The organism is Pseudomonas bananamidigenes (assembly GCF_001679645.1).
Taxonomy (GTDB): domain Bacteria; phylum Pseudomonadota; class Gammaproteobacteria; order Pseudomonadales; family Pseudomonadaceae; genus Aquipseudomonas; species Aquipseudomonas bananamidigenes.
In genome coordinates, this window is the sequence record NZ_LRUN01000049.1 from 39756 (window position 1) to 57531 (window position 17776).

14 protein-coding genes are annotated in these 17776 nt (G+C 61.1%); 12 read left to right on the forward strand and 2 right to left on the reverse strand.

The window, feature by feature from the left end; all coding sequences use genetic code 11:
* Positions 1-43: 43 nt before the first annotated feature.
* The 12 genes from gcbA to BBF94_RS17645 all read left to right on the forward strand — a co-directional run bounded on the left by gcbA (position 44) and on the right by BBF94_RS17645 (position 16077).
* A complete protein-coding gene (gene gcbA, locus BBF94_RS17590; protein WP_065260259.1) occupies positions 44-1708 on the forward strand; it encodes a diguanylate cyclase GcbA in 1665 nt (554 codons plus the stop codon).
* Between the two features lie 954 nt (positions 1709-2662).
* Positions 2663-3706 (forward strand): methyl-accepting chemotaxis protein, encoded by a 1044-nt coding sequence (locus tag BBF94_RS28445; RefSeq protein ID WP_404820954.1) that lies wholly within the window; start codon positions 2663-2665, stop codon positions 3704-3706.
* A gap of 174 nt (positions 3707-3880) precedes the next feature.
* Complete coding sequence (gene aroQ, locus BBF94_RS17600; RefSeq protein ID WP_065260261.1) at positions 3881-4336, forward strand: type II 3-dehydroquinate dehydratase; 456 nt, start codon at positions 3881-3883, stop codon at positions 4334-4336.
* 24 nt (positions 4337-4360) lie between these two features.
* A complete protein-coding gene (accB, locus tag BBF94_RS17605) occupies positions 4361-4828 on the forward strand; it encodes an acetyl-CoA carboxylase biotin carboxyl carrier protein (RefSeq protein ID WP_065260262.1) in 468 nt (155 codons plus the stop codon).
* Between the two features lie 17 nt (positions 4829-4845).
* A complete protein-coding gene (gene accC, locus BBF94_RS17610) occupies positions 4846-6204 on the forward strand; it encodes an acetyl-CoA carboxylase biotin carboxylase subunit (protein WP_065260263.1) in 1359 nt (452 codons plus the stop codon).
* 165 nt (positions 6205-6369) lie between these two features.
* Positions 6370-7248, forward strand: coding sequence for a 50S ribosomal protein L11 methyltransferase (prmA, locus tag BBF94_RS17615; protein WP_065260264.1), 879 nt, complete (start codon positions 6370-6372; stop codon positions 7246-7248).
* Positions 7249-7278: 30 nt separating this feature from the next.
* Positions 7279-8550, forward strand: a complete 1272-nt coding sequence (locus BBF94_RS17620; protein ID WP_065260265.1) for a DUF3426 domain-containing protein — start codon at positions 7279-7281, stop codon at positions 8548-8550.
* A gap of 185 nt (positions 8551-8735) precedes the next feature.
* A complete protein-coding gene (dusB, locus tag BBF94_RS17625) occupies positions 8736-9746 on the forward strand; it encodes a tRNA dihydrouridine synthase DusB (RefSeq protein ID WP_065260266.1) in 1011 nt (336 codons plus the stop codon).
* Positions 9743-10063 (forward strand): DNA-binding transcriptional regulator Fis, encoded by a 321-nt coding sequence (fis, locus tag BBF94_RS17630; protein ID WP_003186237.1) that lies wholly within the window; start codon positions 9743-9745, stop codon positions 10061-10063. The genes dusB and fis overlap by 4 nt, the downstream gene beginning before the upstream one ends.
* A gap of 82 nt (positions 10064-10145) precedes the next feature.
* Entirely contained in the window at positions 10146-11753 is a 1608-nt protein-coding gene (gene purH, locus BBF94_RS17635; protein ID WP_065260267.1) for a bifunctional phosphoribosylaminoimidazolecarboxamide formyltransferase/IMP cyclohydrolase, read from the forward strand.
* Positions 11754-11904: 151 nt separating this feature from the next.
* Positions 11905-13197, forward strand: a complete 1293-nt coding sequence (gene purD, locus BBF94_RS17640; RefSeq protein WP_065260268.1) for a phosphoribosylamine--glycine ligase — start codon at positions 11905-11907, stop codon at positions 13195-13197.
* A 102-nt stretch (positions 13198-13299) separates the two neighbouring features.
* Positions 13300-16077: a hybrid sensor histidine kinase/response regulator gene (locus BBF94_RS17645; protein ID WP_065260269.1), complete on the forward strand. Its 2778-nt coding sequence runs from the start codon at positions 13300-13302 to the stop codon at positions 16075-16077.
* 18 nt (positions 16078-16095) lie between these two features.
* Here BBF94_RS17645 and BBF94_RS17650 read toward each other — a convergent pair whose 3' ends face one another.
* Both BBF94_RS17650 and BBF94_RS17655 read right to left on the reverse strand, forming a co-directional pair.
* A complete protein-coding gene (locus BBF94_RS17650) occupies positions 16096-16794 on the reverse strand; it encodes a hypothetical protein (protein WP_141676597.1) in 699 nt (232 codons plus the stop codon).
* Between the two features lie 58 nt (positions 16795-16852).
* Positions 16853-17641: a hypothetical protein gene (locus BBF94_RS17655; RefSeq protein ID WP_082302433.1), complete on the reverse strand. Its 789-nt coding sequence runs from the start codon at positions 17639-17641 to the stop codon at positions 16853-16855.
* Positions 17642-17776: the final 135 nt, after the last annotated feature.

Consider the following 17776-nt stretch of genomic DNA (forward strand, 5'->3'; position numbering starts at 1 on the left):
CCACCAGTCGACCTCAGCATGCAGCCTAACTAGTAGTCAGGATATGACCGAGCCAGAAGACCCCAGCCGTGAGCGCCTCAAGCACCACTTTGCCCAGCGGGTAATTCATCAGGCACGTCAGATTCTTGAGATATGGCAGCGCCTGCAACGCAGCGAGTGGTCCACGGCCGACCTCGCCGAGCTGAGCGAAGCCAATTTGCGCCTGCTGCGTTTTGCCGAGCGCTTCGAACAGCCCGAGCACACCCAACTGGCCCACCATATCAGCCAGTCACTGGAAGCCGTGGACGCCAATCGCGGGCGCCTGAGCAGCGGCCTGATCACCGACCTCAATCGCTTGATGCAACGTTTGTCACGCACCGGCCTGCGCCATGGTGACCAGCTCGACCAGACCTTCCTGCCGCCCCTGCGCAAACCGATCTACGTGATGCTTCAGGACCACGACCGCGCCGAGCGGCTGGCCAAGCAACTGGAGTTCTTCGGCCTGAGTGCCCAGGCGCTGGACAGCGTGTCGGCGTTTCGTTCATCGATGGTCGAGCGCCTGCCGGCCGCCATCGTCATGGACGTGGATTTCAGCGGCGCCGGCGTCGGCCTGAAGCTCGCCGCCGAAGCCCAGCAAGGTCTGGAAGAACCCTTGCCACTGCTGTTCTTCAGCCTGCATGAAACCGACACGCCGACCCGCCTCGCCGCCGTGCGCGCCGGCGGTCAGGAATTTCTCACCGGCACCCTCGAAGCCTCGAGCCTGCTGGAAAAAATCGAAGTACTGACCTGCGTCGCCCAGTATGAACCCTATAAAGTGCTGATCATCGACGATTCCCGCGCCCAGGCCCTGCACACCGAGCGGCTGCTCAACAGTGCCGGGATCGTGACCCGTACGCTGATCGAGCCCATTCAGGCGATGGCAGAACTGGCGGACTTCCAGCCGGATCTGATCATCCTCGACATGTACATGCCGGCCTGCACCGGCACCGAACTGGCCAAGGTCATCCGCCACAACGACCGTTACGTCAGCGTGCCGATCATTTATCTGTCGGCCGAAGACGATCTGGACAAGCAGCTCGATGCCATGAGCGAGGGCGGCGACGATTTCCTGACCAAGCCGATCAAGCCGCGGCACCTGATCACCACCGTACGCAATCGCGCCGCCCGCGCGCGCAACCTGAAGGCACGCATGGTCCGCGACAGTCTCACCGGGCTGTACAACCACACGCACATCCTGCAACTGCTCGAAGACTGTTCGTTCCGCGCCCGTCGCGAGAACAAGCCGTTGAGCTTTGCCATGCTCGACATCGACCACTTCAAGCGGGTCAACGACAGCCACGGCCACCCCATGGGCGACCGGGTGATCAAGAGCCTGGCGCTGTTCCTCAAGCAACGCCTGCGCAAGACCGACTTCATTGGTCGTTATGGTGGCGAAGAGTTCGCCATCGTCATGCCCGATACCGATATAGAAGCTGCCCATAAAGTGCTCGACGAAATCCGCCAGCGCTTCGCCGAGATTCATTACCCGGCCCAGCCTCAGGATTTGTGGTGCACCTTCAGTGCCGGCGTGGTGGAAATGCGCGACGATTCCGACAGCCTGATGATGGCTAGCCAGGCCGACGAGGCGTTGTATCGCGCCAAGGCACAAGGCCGAAACCGGGTGCAGACCGCGCGAGAGCAAAGTGCCACTTTTTCATCGGAATCGACCGATTCGGTCATAACCCTGTAACAGAACCGCAATAAATTCAGGCGCTTACCATTACTGCCGTTGGTAGCCGTCATGCGCCTGAAGTTGCTCACCAATCTCAACACGCTGTTGCTGGTCGCCGTCTGCGTGGCCCTCGGCGCCACGCTGTGGTGGTCGCAGAAAGCCCTAGAGCGTCCGTATCTGCTGATGGAACGCTACCTCGGTCTGTCGCAGCAATTTCAGAATGAAGTCGCACGCAACGTCGAGGACTACCTCGGCAGCGGCGATGCTCTGCGCCTGAGCAGTGCAGGCCAGGGCATCGACAGCTTGCAGAAAGAACTCGGCGAGTTGCCACCGGCGCTGGCCGAGACGCTGCGTCCAAGCCTGTCGAGCCTCGAAGAATTCAGCAAGACCGACCTGCTGGCTGCCGGCAAACTGGCCGGTGATCCTCAAGCATTGCTGCTCCAGGCCGAGCGCGAACTGAGCGCCAGCCTCGACCAGCTCAGTACCTATGCGGGCGCCAACCCGGCCTATCTGGTGCCGTTGTTGGCCGCGTCGCAACACCTGGGCAAATTGTCGCTGGCACGGGACAAACTGGTCAGCAGCGGTCGCAGCGAACTGGCCGCCGATGTCGAGCGCGAAGTGAGCAGCATCCGCACCCAGGCCCAGGCGATCGACGCCCTGCCCTTGCTTGGGGTGGTGACCAGCAGTGAGTCCGACAGCGACGATTTCGCCTCGTTGATGGGCATCGAAAGCACCGAAAAAGCGGTTGCCGAAGATGCCGGCGTCGGCCTCAAGCGCGACCTCAACAGTCTGCTCAATCGCTATCCGGCCGAACTGGCACGTACTCGCGACCAGATCCAGAAACGCACCGACCTCAGCACCGCGACCCACCAGAAAATCGCTGCCGTGCAACAAGCCATCGCCGGCCTGGAGCCAGTGGTGCGCGCCCAGCACGGCCAGATCCAGAGCGAGGTGCGGCTGATGCAAGGCGTGATGATCGGCCTGATCCTGTTGATCGCCCTGCTGATCGACACCCTGCAGCGCCGCCTGGCCCGCACCCTGACCAACCTCGCACCCGCATTGTCTACCTGGGCCGAAGGCGACTTCAGCCGCGATATCCACCTGGGCAAGACCAACCGCGAGCTGCACGACATCGAAGCCTCGCTCAATCGTCTGCGTGCCTATCTGGTGGATCTGGTGGGCACTATTCGCGGCAATGCCGAACAAGTGGCGGGCAGCAGCCGCACGCTGGCCGAACTGAGCAACGACTTGCACAGCGGCGCCGAACATCAGGCCGGTGACACGGCGCTGATCCGCGACTCCCTCAGCGAACTGGAAGCGACCATCCAGCAAGTCGCCGGTGATGCGCGTCAGGCGGCGGACGCCAGTCGCCATGCCGGCCTGGCCGTCGAACACGGGCAGAAAGTCATCGGCCAGAGCCTCACCGGCCTGCATGCCCTGGTCGGTGAAGTACAAGGCAATGCCCAGATGATCGAGCATCTGGCGGAAGAGTCGGCGACCATCGGTGGTGTACTGACAGTGATCCGCTCGATCGCCGACCAGACCAACCTGCTGGCGCTGAACGCAGCAATCGAAGCCGCCCGCGCCGGTGAAATGGGCCGCGGTTTTGCCGTGGTGGCCGAAGAAGTCCGTTCGCTGGCGCAACGCACCGCCGGCGCCACCGCTGAAATTCAAACCCTGATCGCCGGCCTGCAAACCGCCGCCCGACAATCGGTCGAAGGCATGCGCGCACAAGTGGAGCACGCAGAAGCCACGGCCAGTCAGGCGCAATCGGCGGACGGTGCGCTGGACAAGATCGTCGGCGCGATCCAGACCATTTCCGACACGGCGGTCCGCATCGCCGAAGTCACGGCACAACAAAGTGGCGCGGTCAGCGAGATCCGCGATCACAGCGAACGAATCCATCAATTGGGTGGGGATAACCTGCTTCGTATCGGTGAAGGACGCGAACAGGGGGAGAATCTGCTGGTATTGGGTGGGCAACTGCATACAGCGGTGCAGGCATTCCGCGTCTGATCGCGATAATGCGGTTTTGGGTGCCCGAATGACCGGATCTCACTGCCTAGTCACATATTTCGCGCAAACATCGGAGATCGTGCTGGCTATTGCAGAGAACTGGACAGTCACAAAGCCTTTGCGGCATAGTCGCCGGGTTCTGATAAAGGCTCACCCAAAACAAGGAACACGCAGATGGCGACGCTACTGGTGCTGCATGGCCCCAACCTGAACCTGCTCGGCACCCGGGAACCCGGGACCTACGGGTCGACCACCCTGGCGCAGATCAATCAGGATCTGGAGCGCCGCGCCCGCGAAGCCGGCCATCATCTGCTGCACCTGCAAAGCAACGCCGAGTACGAATTGATCGATCGCATCCATGCCGCCCGCAGCGAAGGCGTGGACTTCATTCTTATCAATCCGGCAGCTTTTACACACACAAGTGTCGCATTACGTGACGCGCTGCTGGGAGTGAGCATCCCATTCATCGAAGTGCATTTGTCCAACGTGCACAAACGCGAACCTTTCCGCCATCACTCTTACTTCTCCGACGTAGCGGTGGGAGTGATCTGCGGCCTTGGCGCCAGCGGTTACCGACTGGCCCTGGAGGCTGCACTAGAGCAGCTTGAACAACAAGCTATACGCCCCTGACCGACCCTTGGGAGTTGATGATTCATGGATATCCGTAAAGTTAAGAAACTGATCGAATTGCTGGAAGAGTCCGGCATCGACGAGCTCGAGATCAAGGAAGGTGAAGAGTCCGTTCGCATCAGCCGTAACAGCAAGACTCCAGCCCAGCAGTACTACGCTCCGGCGCCTGCAGCCGCTCCGGTTGCCGCGCCAGCCGCTGCCGCTGCCGCAGCTCCTGTTGCCGCCGCTCCGGCTGCCGCGGCTGCTCCGGCGCTGAACGGCACCGTTGCCCGTTCGCCGATGGTCGGCACTTTCTATCGCAAGTCTTCGCCAACCTCGCCAGCCTTCGTTGAAGTCGGCCAGACCGTGAAGAAAGGCGACACCCTGTGCATCGTCGAAGCCATGAAGATGATGAACCACATCGAAGCTGAAACCAGCGGCGTGATCGAATCCATCCTCGTCGAAGACGGCCAGCCGGTTGAGTACGACCAACCGCTGTTCACCATCGTTTGAACTGCGGAGAGCCTTTGATGACTGCGAAGTTGGAAAAAGTTCTGATCGCTAACCGCGGTGAGATCGCCCTGCGGATTCTGCGTGCCTGCAAAGAGATGGGCATCAAGACCGTCGCCGTTTACTCCAAGGCCGACAAAGAGCTGATGCACCTGGGTCTGGCAGACGAATCCGTCTGCATCGGCCCGGCTTCCGCTGCGCAATCCTACCTGCACATCCCGGCCATCATCGCAGCCGCTGAAGTGACTGGCGCCACCGCCATTCACCCAGGCTACGGTTTCCTCGCGGAAAACGCCGATTTCGCCGAGCAGGTCGAGAATTCCGGCTTCGCCTTCATCGGCCCGAAAGCCGAGACCATTCGCCTGATGGGCGACAAGGTGTCGGCCAAGCACGCGATGATCGCCGCTGGCGTTCCAACCGTTCCTGGTTCCGACGGCCCGCTGCCGGAAGACGAAGAAACGGCACTGCGCATCGGCCGTGAGGTCGGCTATCCGGTGATCATCAAGGCCGCCGGCGGCGGCGGTGGTCGCGGCATGCGCGTGGTGCACAAGGAAGAAGACCTGGTCGCATTCGCCAAACTGACTCGCACCGAAGCTGGCGCGGCGTTCGGCAATCCGATGGTCTATCTGGAAAAATTCCTGACCAATCCGCGTCACGTCGAAGTGCAGGTGCTGTCCGACGGCCAGGGCAATGCCATCCATCTGGGCGACCGCGACTGCTCGCTGCAGCGCCGCCACCAGAAGGTTCTCGAAGAAGCGCCGGCACCGGGCATCGACGAGAAGGCCCGCCAGGAAGTCTTCGCTCGCTGCGTCCAGGCGTGCATCGACATCGGCTACCGTGGCGCCGGCACCTTCGAGTTCCTGTACGAGAACGGTCGTTTCTACTTCATCGAAATGAACACCCGTGTTCAGGTGGAGCACCCGGTTTCGGAAATGGTCACCGGTGTCGACATCGTCAAGGAAATGCTCAGCATTGCCGCCGGCAACAAGCTGTCGATCCGCCAGGAAGATGTGGTCATCCGCGGCCACGCGCTGGAGTGCCGGATCAACGCCGAAGACCCGCGCACCTTCATGCCGAGCCCGGGCACGGTCAAGCATTTCCACGCACCGGGCGGCAACGGCGTTCGCGTCGATTCGCACCTGTACAGCGGTTATGCAGTTCCGCCGAACTACGACTCGCTGATCGGCAAGCTGATCACTTACGGCGCCACCCGCGACGAAGCCATGGCACGCATGCGCAATGCCCTGGATGAAATCGTGGTCGACGGGATCAAGACCAACATTCCGTTGCACCGTGACCTGACCCGCGATGAAGGCTTCTGCAAAGGGGGCGTGAACATTCACTACCTCGAGCACAAGCTGGCCGGCGACAAGCACTAAGCTTTCACCGGCACACGACAAGGCCGCCTTCGGGCGGCTTTGTTGTTTGCGCAGTTTTCATCTGCTCACACATTACCCGCTCCCACAAAACCGTCGCGCTCGCGTAAACTTGCGCGCTTCTCGCAGCCATCTGGCTGCAATCAATCTTTTTCACAGGTGCCCGCCATGCCTTGGCTGCAAGTACGTCTCGCCATCAGCCCGGAACAAGCCGAAACCTACGAAGACGCTTTCCTTGAAGTGGGCGCCGTATCGGTGACCTTCATGGACGCCGAAGATCAGCCGATCTTCGAACCCGAACTCAATACCACCCCGTTGTGGGCGCATACCCACCTGCTGGCCCTGTTCGAGGGCGGTACCGAAGCGGCGCCGGTTCTGGCTCATCTCGAACTGCTGACCGGCAGCCCGTTGCCCGAGCATCACAGCGAAGTGATCGAGGACCAGGACTGGGAGCGCAGCTGGATGGACGGTTTCCAGCCGATGCAATTCGGCCAGCGCCTGTGGATCGTACCGAGCTGGCACGCCGCACCCCACCCTGACGCGGTCAACCTGCTGCTGGACCCAGGCCTGGCATTCGGCACCGGCACCCACCCGACCACCGCCCTGTGCCTGGAATGGCTCGACGGTCAGGATCTGAAAGACTGCAACGTGCTGGACTTTGGCTGCGGCTCGGGGATTCTGGCTATCGCCGCCCTGCTGCTCGGGGCGAAACAAGCCGTGGGCACCGACATCGACGTGCAGGCGCTGGAAGCGTCCCGCGACAACGCCGGGCGCAACGGCATTGCCGACGAACTGTTTCCACTCTATCTGCCGCAGGATCTGCCGCAGGTCAAAGCCGACGTGCTGGTGGCCAACATTCTGGCCGGCCCGCTGGTTTCCCTGGCGCCGCAACTGTCGGGCCTGGTCAAGTCCGGCGGGCGTCTGGCGCTGTCCGGGATCCTCGCCGAACAGGGCGAAGAAGTCGCTGCCGCGTACGCGCAGGACTTCGATCTCGACCCGATCGCCAATCGTGATGGCTGGGTGCGCATCACCGGCCGTCGGCGCTAGAATGACCGCCTGCTCAATCCGGATCGCCGCATGACCGACAGCTTCGTCACCCAGTGCCCGCATTGTCAAACCAGTTTCCGCGTCAGCCATACTCAGTTGAGCGTGGCCCGCGGGGTGGTTCGTTGCGGCTCCTGCCTGCAAGTGTTCAACGCCGCCAAACAGCTGCTCGAACAACGCGCAAGCAAGGAAGCTGTCACACCGGTGGTGCCGGCCAGGGCCGAACCGGCACCGGCAACCGACGCACCGGTCGTCGCCAGACCACCCGAGCCACCTGAACCGCCCCAACCGCGCGCCATCAGCCAGAAGCAGTGGAGCGCTGCAGAGCTGGATCTCGACAGTCTGGATCTGGACGGGGAACTGGCTCGTCTCGAACAGCGGGAAATCCAGCCGACCACCGAATTCGGCGGCGCCCGCGAAGAGTCCCTCAGTGCTCGCCGCGACGACCACGAACCGGATAACGAGCCGTGGTCGGACAGCCTTTTCAGCGAACCGGCCGACGAACGGATCGTCGAGGCCGGACACGCAGACGATGTCGCCGATTTTGAACCGGTAAAGCCGGAACGCACCGAGCCGTCCCTGTCGCTGGTCCCGGTAGACCTCGATGACGAACCCGCCATTCCACAACTGCGCCTGCATGACCCGGTCGATCCGGCAGCTCGCCACGAACGCCTGTCGGCCGATACGGAAATCGATAACGATCCGCCAGCTGTCGAGCCTCCCCGCAAAAAGCGCGAACGCAATGAACCCGGCGTGCGCGCCGAAGCCTTGCAGGATCTGACCGACGATCCGCTGCAACTGGACTGGCAGAAGCGCCGTTCGCCCTGGGGCCGACGCGTGCTCTGGCTGCTATTGGTATTGCTGGCCGCTGCCGGCCTCGCCGGCCAGTACATCGCCTATCACTTCGACGAACTGGCCCGTCAGGACCAGTACCGCCCATGGTTTCAGCAATTGTGCCCGCAGATTGGCTGCACGGTGCCGTCCAAGGTCGACATTGCCAAGATCAAGAGCAGCAACCTGGTGGTACGCAGCCATCCGGATTTCAGTGGCGCACTGGTAGTGGACGCAATCATTTATAACCGCGCGCCTTTTTCCCAACCGTTCCCGCTGCTCGAGTTGCGCTTCGCCGACCTCAACGGCCACCTGATCGCCAGTCGCCGATTCAAACCTGGCGAATACCTCAACGGCGATCTCGAAGGCATGGCGGAAATGCCGCCACAGACGCCCATCCACATCGCCCTGGATATTCTCGATCCCGGGCCGAAAGCGGTGAACTACAGTCTGAGTTTCCACTCCCCCGAGTAAAGCGCCTCACCACAGCGTCATTGACGGCAGTTTTCTGACTTTGCCCTGTACGACCAAACCACAGGCAATAACGGAATGACTGTTCAGATTTTGTTCAATTCAGCCTTTATCCAGTCATCGAGAGCGGGTATCATGCCAACCCTTTTTCGAACTCTCATGATCCGGCCCCACTTCAGGGAAGTCCTATGTCGGCGGTACGCATCGGCCCATATACATTACAGAACGGCTTGATTCTCGCCCCCATGGCGGGTGTCACCGACCAGCCCTTTCGTCAGTTGTGCAAGCGATTGGGCGCAGGGCTTGTAGTCTCGGAAATGGTCACCAGTGACATGAGCCTGTGGAACACCCGCAAGTCGCGCATGCGCATGATCCACGAAGGCGATCCCGAGCCACGCTCGGTGCAGATCGCCGGAGGCGACGCGCAGATGCTGGCGGATGCAGCCCGGGCCAACGTCGAGCTGGGCGCGCAGATTATCGACATCAACATGGGTTGCCCGGCCAAAAAGGTCTGCAACAAGGCCGCCGGCTCCGCGTTGTTGAAAGATGAAGCGCTGGTTACCGAGATCCTGCACGCCGTCGTGGCGGCGGTTGATGTGCCGGTGACCCTGAAGATCCGCACCGGATGGGATCGAGACAACAAGAACGGCCTGACGGTGGCGAAGATCGCCGAGCAGGCCGGGATCACGGCGCTGGCGGTGCATGGCCGCACCCGCGCCGACCTGTACACCGGCGAAGCCGAGTACGACACCATTGCCGCGATCAAGCAGGCCGTGTCGATTCCGGTCTTTGCCAATGGCGACATCGTATCGCCGGAAAAGGCCCGCTACGTGCTCGACGCGACCGGTGCCGACGGCCTGTTGATCGGCCGGGCCGCCCAGGGGCGACCATGGATTTTTCGTGAGATCGAACACTTCCTGCGTACGGGAGAAAAACTTCCGGCGCCGGAGCTGTCCGAGGTGGAACGCATTCTGCTTGAGCATCTGGCCGCCCTCCACGCCTTCTATGGGGACGTGATGGGCGTACGCATTGCCCGAAAGCATGTGGGCTGGTATCTCGCAACCTTGCCGGGCGCCAGGGAGTTTCGCGCCCGTTTCAATCGTTTGGATGGTACGGAAACACAATGCGCCAACGTTCGGGAGTTCTTCGCCGAACGTTACAAGAGCCTGACAGGGGACGAAGAAGGGGTGGCCGCATGACGATGATGACCGAGACTTTAGTGAGTGGAACAACACCCGTGAGCGACAACGTGAATTTGAAACAGCACCTCAATACCCCGAGCGAAGAGGGCCAGACCCTTCGCGGGAGTGTCGAGAAAGCGCTGCACAATTATTTCGCCCACCTTGAGGGCGCAGCCGTCACGGACGTGTACAACCTGGTGCTCTCCGAAGTCGAGGCTCCCCTGCTCGAAAGCGTGATGAACTACGTCAAGGGCAACCAGACCAAGGCCAGCGAGCTGCTCGGGCTCAACCGCGGCACGCTGCGCAAGAAACTCAAGCAGTACGATCTGCTGTAAGCATTCAATCCAACCAGAAAGGCGCCCGCGTAAAACCGGTCGCCTTTTTTGCTGACTTCCCTTGCTTTTGATGGAAATTGAGATGACCGACCAGACTACCCGCCTGCCGATCCGCCGCGCCTTGATCAGTGTTTCCGACAAGACCGGGATCCTCGAATTCGCCAGGGAGCTGGAAGCCCTGGGCGTGGAAATCCTTTCCACCGGCGGGACCTTCAAACTGCTGCAGGACAACGGCGTGGCCGCAGTGGAAGTCGCGGATTACACCGGTTTCGCAGAAATGATGGACGGTCGGGTGAAAACCCTGCACCCGAAAATCCACGGCGGGATCCTCGGTCGTCGCGGTGTCGATGACGCGATCATGAGCGAACACGGCATCAAGCCGATCGATCTGGTGGCCGTCAACCTGTACCCCTTCGAAGCCACCATCAGCAAGCCTGGCTGCGACCTGCCGACCGCCATCGAGAACATCGACATCGGCGGCCCGACCATGGTTCGTTCGGCGGCGAAAAACCACAAAGACGTAGCGATCGTGGTGAATGCCAGCGATTACGCCAACGTCCTGGAAAACCTCAAGGCCGGCGGCCTGACCTACGCGCAGCGTTTCGACCTGATGCTCAAGGCGTTCGAACACACCGCCGCCTACGACGGCATGATCGCCAACTACATGGGCACCGTGAACCAGGCTGCCGAAACCCTCTCGACCTCCGGCCGCAGCGAATTCCCGCGCACCTTCAACAGCCAGTTCATCAAGGCCCAGGAAATGCGCTACGGCGAGAACCCGCACCAGAGCGCGGCGTTCTACGTCGAGGCCAAGCCTGCCGAAGCCGGCATCGCCACCGCCACCCAGTTGCAAGGCAAGGAGCTGTCGTACAACAACGTGGCCGATACCGACGCCGCACTGGAATGCGTGAAGAGCTTCGTCAAACCGGCCTGCGTGATCGTCAAGCACGCCAACCCGTGCGGCGTGGCCGTGAGCCCGGACGCCGAAGGCGGCATCCGTCAGGCCTATGAGCTGGCCTACGCCACCGACACCGAATCGGCATTCGGCGGCATCATCGCCTTCAACCGTGAACTGGACGCCGAGACCGCCAAGGCAATCGTAGAGCGTCAGTTCGTCGAAGTGATCATCGCCCCGAGCGTCAGCGAAGAAGCCCGTGCCGTCGTCGCCGCCAAGGCCAATGTGCGCCTGCTGGCCTGCGGTGAATGGTCGGCGGATCGCGTTCCCGCCTGGGACTACAAGCGTGTCAACGGCGGTCTGCTGGTGCAGAGCCGCGACATCGGCATGATCGGCGCCGACGACCTGAAAGTGGTGACCAAGCGTGCACCGACCGAACAGGAAATCAACGACCTGATCTTCGCCTGGAAAGTGGCCAAGTTCGTCAAGTCCAACGCCATCGTCTACGCCAAGAACCGTCAGACCATCGGCGTCGGCGCCGGCCAGATGAGCCGCGTGAACTCGGCACGTATCGCTGCGATCAAGGCTGAGCACGCCGGTCTGCAGGTCGCAGGCTCCGTGATGGCGTCCGATGCGTTCTTCCCGTTCCGCGACGGTCTGGACAATGCGGCCAAGGTCGGTATCACTGCGGTGATCCAGCCAGGCGGCTCGATGCGTGATGCTGAAGTGATTGCTGCTGCTGATGAAGCCGGCATCGCCATGGTGTTCACCGGCATGCGTCATTTCCGCCACTGATTTTCCTGCTTGATCGTGCCCACGCTCTGCGTGGGTACGCAGCCCGGGACGCTCCGCGTCCCTCGGACGCAGAGCGTCCGTTGAGGCATTCCCACGCGGAGCGTGGGAACGATCAGCCCCTACAGAATTAGCGTCATCCGAGGTTTTTGAAATGAATGTTTTGATCATTGGCAGCGGTGGCCGCGAACACGCCCTGGCCTGGAAAGTGGCTCAGGATCCGCGTGTGCAAAAAGTTTTCGTCGCACCGGGCAACGCCGGCACCGCGATTGAAGCCAAGTGCGAGAACGTCGCCATCGACGTGCTGGCACTCGAGCAACTGGCGGATTTCGCCGAGAAAAACGTTTCCCTGACCATCGTCGGTCCGGAAGTACCGCTGGTCGCCGGTGTTGTCGACCTGTTCCGCTCCCGTGGCCTGGACTGCTTCGGTCCGACTGCCGGTGCCGCACAGCTCGAAGGCTCGAAAGCCTTCACGAAGGACTTCCTGGCACGCCACAAGATTCCGACGGCCGACTACCAGAACTTCACCGAGATCGAGCCGGCCCTGGCTTATCTGCGTGAAAAAGGCGCACCGATCGTGATCAAGGCCGACGGTCTGGCCGCCGGTAAAGGCGTGATCGTCGCCATGACTCTGGCCGAAGCCGAAGACGCCGTTCGCGACATGCTCGCGGGCAACGCGTTCGGCGACGCCGGCTCCCGCGTCGTCATCGAAGAGTTCCTCGACGGCGAAGAAGCCAGCTTCATCGTCATGGTCGACGGCAAGAACGTCCTGCCGATGGCCACCAGCCAGGACCACAAACGCGTCGGCGACGGCGACAGCGGCCCGAATACCGGCGGCATGGGGGCTTACTCCCCGGCCCCGGTGGTCACCGCCGATGTGCACCAGCGTGTGATGGACCAGGTGATCTGGCCAACCGTGCGCGGCATGGCCGAGGAAGGCAACGTCTATACCGGTTTCCTGTACGCCGGTCTGATGATCGACAAGGCCGGCAACCCGAAAGTCATCGAGTTCAACTGCCGTTTCGGTGATCCGGAAACCCAACCGGTGATGCTGCGCCTGCAGTCGAGTCTGGTGCTGTTGGTCGAGGCGGCATTGGCCCAGGCACTGGACAAGGTCGAAGCGCAATGGGATCCGCGCCCGAGCGTCGGCATCGTGCTGGCGGCCGGCGGTTACCCGGGCGACTATGCCAAGGGCGCGAAGATCAACGGTCTGGATGCGGCAGCCGCACTGGAAGGCAAGGTCTTCCACGCCGGTACCGCACTCAAGGACGGCAACGTCGTGACAGCAGGTGGTCGGGTGTTGTGTGCCACCGCCATGGGCGCCAGCGTAGGCGCCGCTCAGGAGCAGGCCTACAGGCTGACCAAGGCCATCGACTGGGAAGGCTGCTTCTACCGCACCGACATCGGCTACCGTGCCATTGCCCGTGAACGCGGCGAAACCCGCTGATAGGCTACGCTGTGTGTCCGGCAGGGACCTTGCGTCCCTGCCGGACTGTTCCGACGCTGCGCATCGTTATATTCTGGCATCAACCTACGAAGGGATTTCGCCGTGCGCTGGCTCAGGATTGCCATAGGCTTCACCGTCACCTTGCTGACCTTGCTCTGCATGCTTCCGGCCCAGGCCGCGCAAGGCAGTGGCTGGTCGATATTGCTCGACGATCAGGGCATTCTTCAGCTGAGCGATATCCGCTCCGCCCGCTACACCAACCAATTCAGCCCCATCGAACTCGACCGCCTGACCGCAGCCGAACCCGATGGCGCATTATGGCTTCGCTTCAAACTCGCTCCCGGCAAGCACGAACAGGTGCTGCGGATCTTTGCCCCCGACCTGTCGCACCTCAATCTGTACGTACTGGACGGCGAACAACTGATCGAGCAACGGGAAACCGGCACAAGGCAGGCACAGGCCGAGCGCCCTCTGCCCAGCAGCGACTTCCTGCTGCCGCTGCCGCAAAGCGACAAGCCCCTGGACGTTTATCTGCGACTGGTCTCCGAACACCAGTTACGCCCCTACATCACCCTGCAATCAGCGGTGATGGGCGCGGCCAACCATAACCAGACGCTGATCTACGGGCTGCTGTTCGGCTGCCTCGGCATGCTGATCCTGCACAACCTGATCCGCTACGCCTACACCCGCTCGCGCAGCAGCCTGTGGCTGGCGGTGTGCGAAGGCCTGCTGAGCCTGAGCCTGTTGCTGCTGCTCAACCTGGCCGGCCCGTGGCTGCCGAACTGGCATGCGATCCAGACCCCCGGCGCCTATCTGGCGCTGCTGCTGACGGCACCGGCCGGCCTGATGTTCGCCTACCGTTTCTTCGCTCCGCTCGGCGAACATCCTCTGAACAAGCTGCTGCTGGGCGACATCCTGCTCATCGTGATCTGCAGCCTGCTGCTGTTGTTCGTCAACACCCTGCCGCTGAACATCATCACCTATGCACTGGTGGCGCTGGCCGGGCTGAGCATGCTGCTGGTGGGTTTCTATCACTGGCAGAAGGGCTACCGTCCTGCCCGGCTGTTCGTCGCCGCGATGGTGGTGTTCAACATCGGCACGCTGATCATCCTCCCGGCCCTGCTGGGGTTGACCCTGGTGGCGCCGCAAGGCCTGATCATGACGCTGATGGGCTTTATCTGCATCAGTGGACTGCTGATGAGCATTGCCCTGGGCGAACGCCAGCGCAGCATCACCGAAAGCCGTTTCAGCATCAGCCGCGACCTTGCCGCAAGCAACGCCGAGATCAATGCCAAGGCCGAGTTCCTGGCCAAGATCAGCCACGAAATCCGCACCCCGATGAACGGCGTGCTGGGCATGACCGAGCTTTTGCTCGGCACGCCGCTGTCGGTCAAGCAACGAGACTATGTGCAGACCATTCACAGCGCCGGCAACGAACTGCTGACCCTGATCAACGAGATCCTCGACATCTCCCGGCTCGAGTCCGGACAGATCGAGCTGGACGACGTGCAGTTCGACCTCAATGCCCTGATCGACGATTGCCTGAGCATCTATCGGGCGAAGGCCGAACAGCAGAGCGTGGAACTGATCAGTTTCATTCAGCCGCAGGTGCCCCGGGTCATCAGCGGTGATCCGACGCGCTTGCGCCAGACCTTGCTGAGCCTGCTGGAAAACGCCCTGAAGAAAACCGAGGAAGGCGAAGTGCTGGTGGTGGTCGCCCTCGATGAACGCAGCGTCAGGCCGCGCCTGCGCATCGCCGTGCAGGACAGCGGTCAGCCGATGGATCAGGAAGAGCGCGACGCGCTGATGCATGCCGAACTGCACAGCAAGCATTTCCTGTCGGCCAACCGGCTGGGCGGCAATCTCGGGCTGGTGATCGCACGGCAACTGATTCGTCTGATGCAGGGCGAGTTCGGTATCAAGAGTGGCGGCTCTCAGGGCAGCACGCTATGGCTGACCCTGCCCCTGGATCCCGATCGCCTGGAGCATCCGACCTCCGATCTCGACAGCCCGCTGCAAGGTGCGCGGGTGCTGGTGGTCGACGACAACGAAACCTGCCGCAAGGTGCTGGTGCAACAGTGCAGTGCCTGGGGCCTGAACGTCAGCGCCGTGCCGTCAGGCAAGGAAGCGCTGGCGCTGCTGCGCACCAAGGCGCATCTGCGCGACTATTTCGATGTGGTCCTGCTGGATCAGAACATGCCCGGCATGACCGGCATGCAACTGGCCGCCAAGATCAAGGAAGACCCTAGCCTGAATCACGACATCCTGCTGATCATGCTGACCGGCATCAGCAACGCACCGAGCAAGATCATCGCGCGCAACTCGGGGATCAAACGCATTCTGGCCAAACCGGTGGCCGGTTATACCCTCAAGACCACGCTGGCCGACGAACTGAACCAGCGCAATCGCGGCCAGGTAGTGTTCCAGCCTCAAGTGACCGGCCCGGCCACGACCGTCAAGGTTCCGAGCGACTTCCGCATCCTCGTCGCCGAAGACAACACGATTTCCACCAAAGTGATCCGCGGCATGCTCGGCAAGCTCAACCTGCAACCGGATACCGCCAGCAATGGCGAGGAAGCCTTGCAGGCCATGAAAGCCCAACGCTACGACCTGGTGCTGATGGACTGCGAAATGCCGATCCTCGACGGTTTTTCCGCGACCCAGCAACTGCGGGCCTGGGAAGTCGGTAATCAGCGCATCCGTACGCCGATCGTCGCACTCACCGCGCACATCCTCGCCGAGCACAAGGAGCGTGCGCGCCAGGCCGGCATGGACGGGCATATGGCCAAACCGGTGGAACTGTCGCAACTGCGCGAGCTGATCGAGCATTGGGTGGCCCAGCGTGATCAGCACAATCGCAGCACCGCGCGTACATCCTGATCGATACGCGGTTGTCGATCAGATCTGCCGTCCCGGTATTTCCTGGATCAACGATGCGAACGGCTTCAGCCGTTTTGCCAGATCATCGCGAATCGGGTCATGAAGTACCGCAGAAAAGTCAGCCTGGAAAAATCGCTGTTCAATCGCTCCAGACACCTCATCCGCCGTTAACACTCTGGAAAACGGATTACCGCCGTCTCCCTGCGAGGACGTCATTGTCATGCAAACCGCGTTCAGGCGCGGACCGGGCTGAGCGACGACGAACATGAACCGATACCGCTCCCCACGGGTCGCTCCCGTCTCGCTTCCGTCAGGCTGCTCCTCTTGCTCGATCCGTCCCCGAAGACATTCAATAACGGAATCGGTCGCCGGCAGCCGGGCAATGCCTTGCACAATGGGCGCCCATTCTGCAGCGTCGACACTGGCCAGCGACTCCTTCATGTAACTGACCAATTGCTCCATGGCCGTCACCGTGGAAGCGGGGCCCGGATTGTACTGGTCCCACCCTACCGTTCTTTGCAACCAACTGCCTTTCAAGACTTGCTGCCAGGTCGAATACCACTCTTGCGTCTCGAAAAAAAGCGGATGTCTTTTGGTAGCTGCCAATTGTGCGAACAACAGTGAATGCTGAACATCCTGTTTTTCCCGCTCGGACATTCCGGCCGATAACAAAACCACTGTACCCGCATTGGCGTAGATCGAATATTGATTACCCATGGCACTCTCCACAAAAAAGAAAGTGGCGACATCCCTGTCACCACTTGCCATTACTCAATCAGATTTCCCACTCACTTACTTGCTTGACTGCGCGATCTCCCAACTTCCCGGCAATAATGGCCCGGGTCTTTTCAATGATCGACGGCACCATGGTCATGTGGGATTCACCGCGATACAGATCGACCGAACCGCTGTCCCAATTGACGAAAAGCACTTTCGTCTGGTTCGTGCGATTGATGAACCGGACCGCACCCAGCGTCAGAATGACTTCCTTGTCAGCGGTTTCAATGCAGGAACCGACGGCAAAGCCGCCCGTTCCTTTTTCCTTGATGTTCTGATCAAAGACCTTGAGCGGCTGATCGGTTTTCTGCAGGGAAGCCATGGCATCGCCCGCCACCTTGAGCAACAGTGCCGAGGTCGGGCCAGGTACTGCAGCGGCGGCCACGGCGGAGCCCAGAATAGTCAGGGCCAGCTGATCCATCGTGAAGCTTTTGCCCGAAGCCGAAGTGGAATCGTAATATCGCTTGAGCACGACCCAGCCACAGTCCTGAATGGCCGCCAGGAAAGTCTGGTACCACTCCTTGCCCTGGTTATCTGCCGGAAACTTCTTGTTGGCTGCCAGCGAGGCAAACAGGTAAGTATTCAGTACATCGGTACGATTCTGATCGGACATGCCCGATACGAACGAAAGTATGGCATCCCCGACAACAGAGGCGCGATCGGGCGGTTCAACGGCCAGGGAAACCATCTTTGCGTTGCGCGCCACTGCAACTTCAACAGGCGTTACATCATAGGCGCTCAGACGTTCCAGGCGTTCAGCAATGGTAACAACAGTATTATCTTTCATAAAAACCACTTCCATTAATTAGTTGATGCAAACTCTTCCTGAGCCCGCCACGCAAACTTACTCACCCAATACAAAAGCCACAACACAACAACCATTACCAATAACTAACAACAACAAGTTACATACAAACAGACA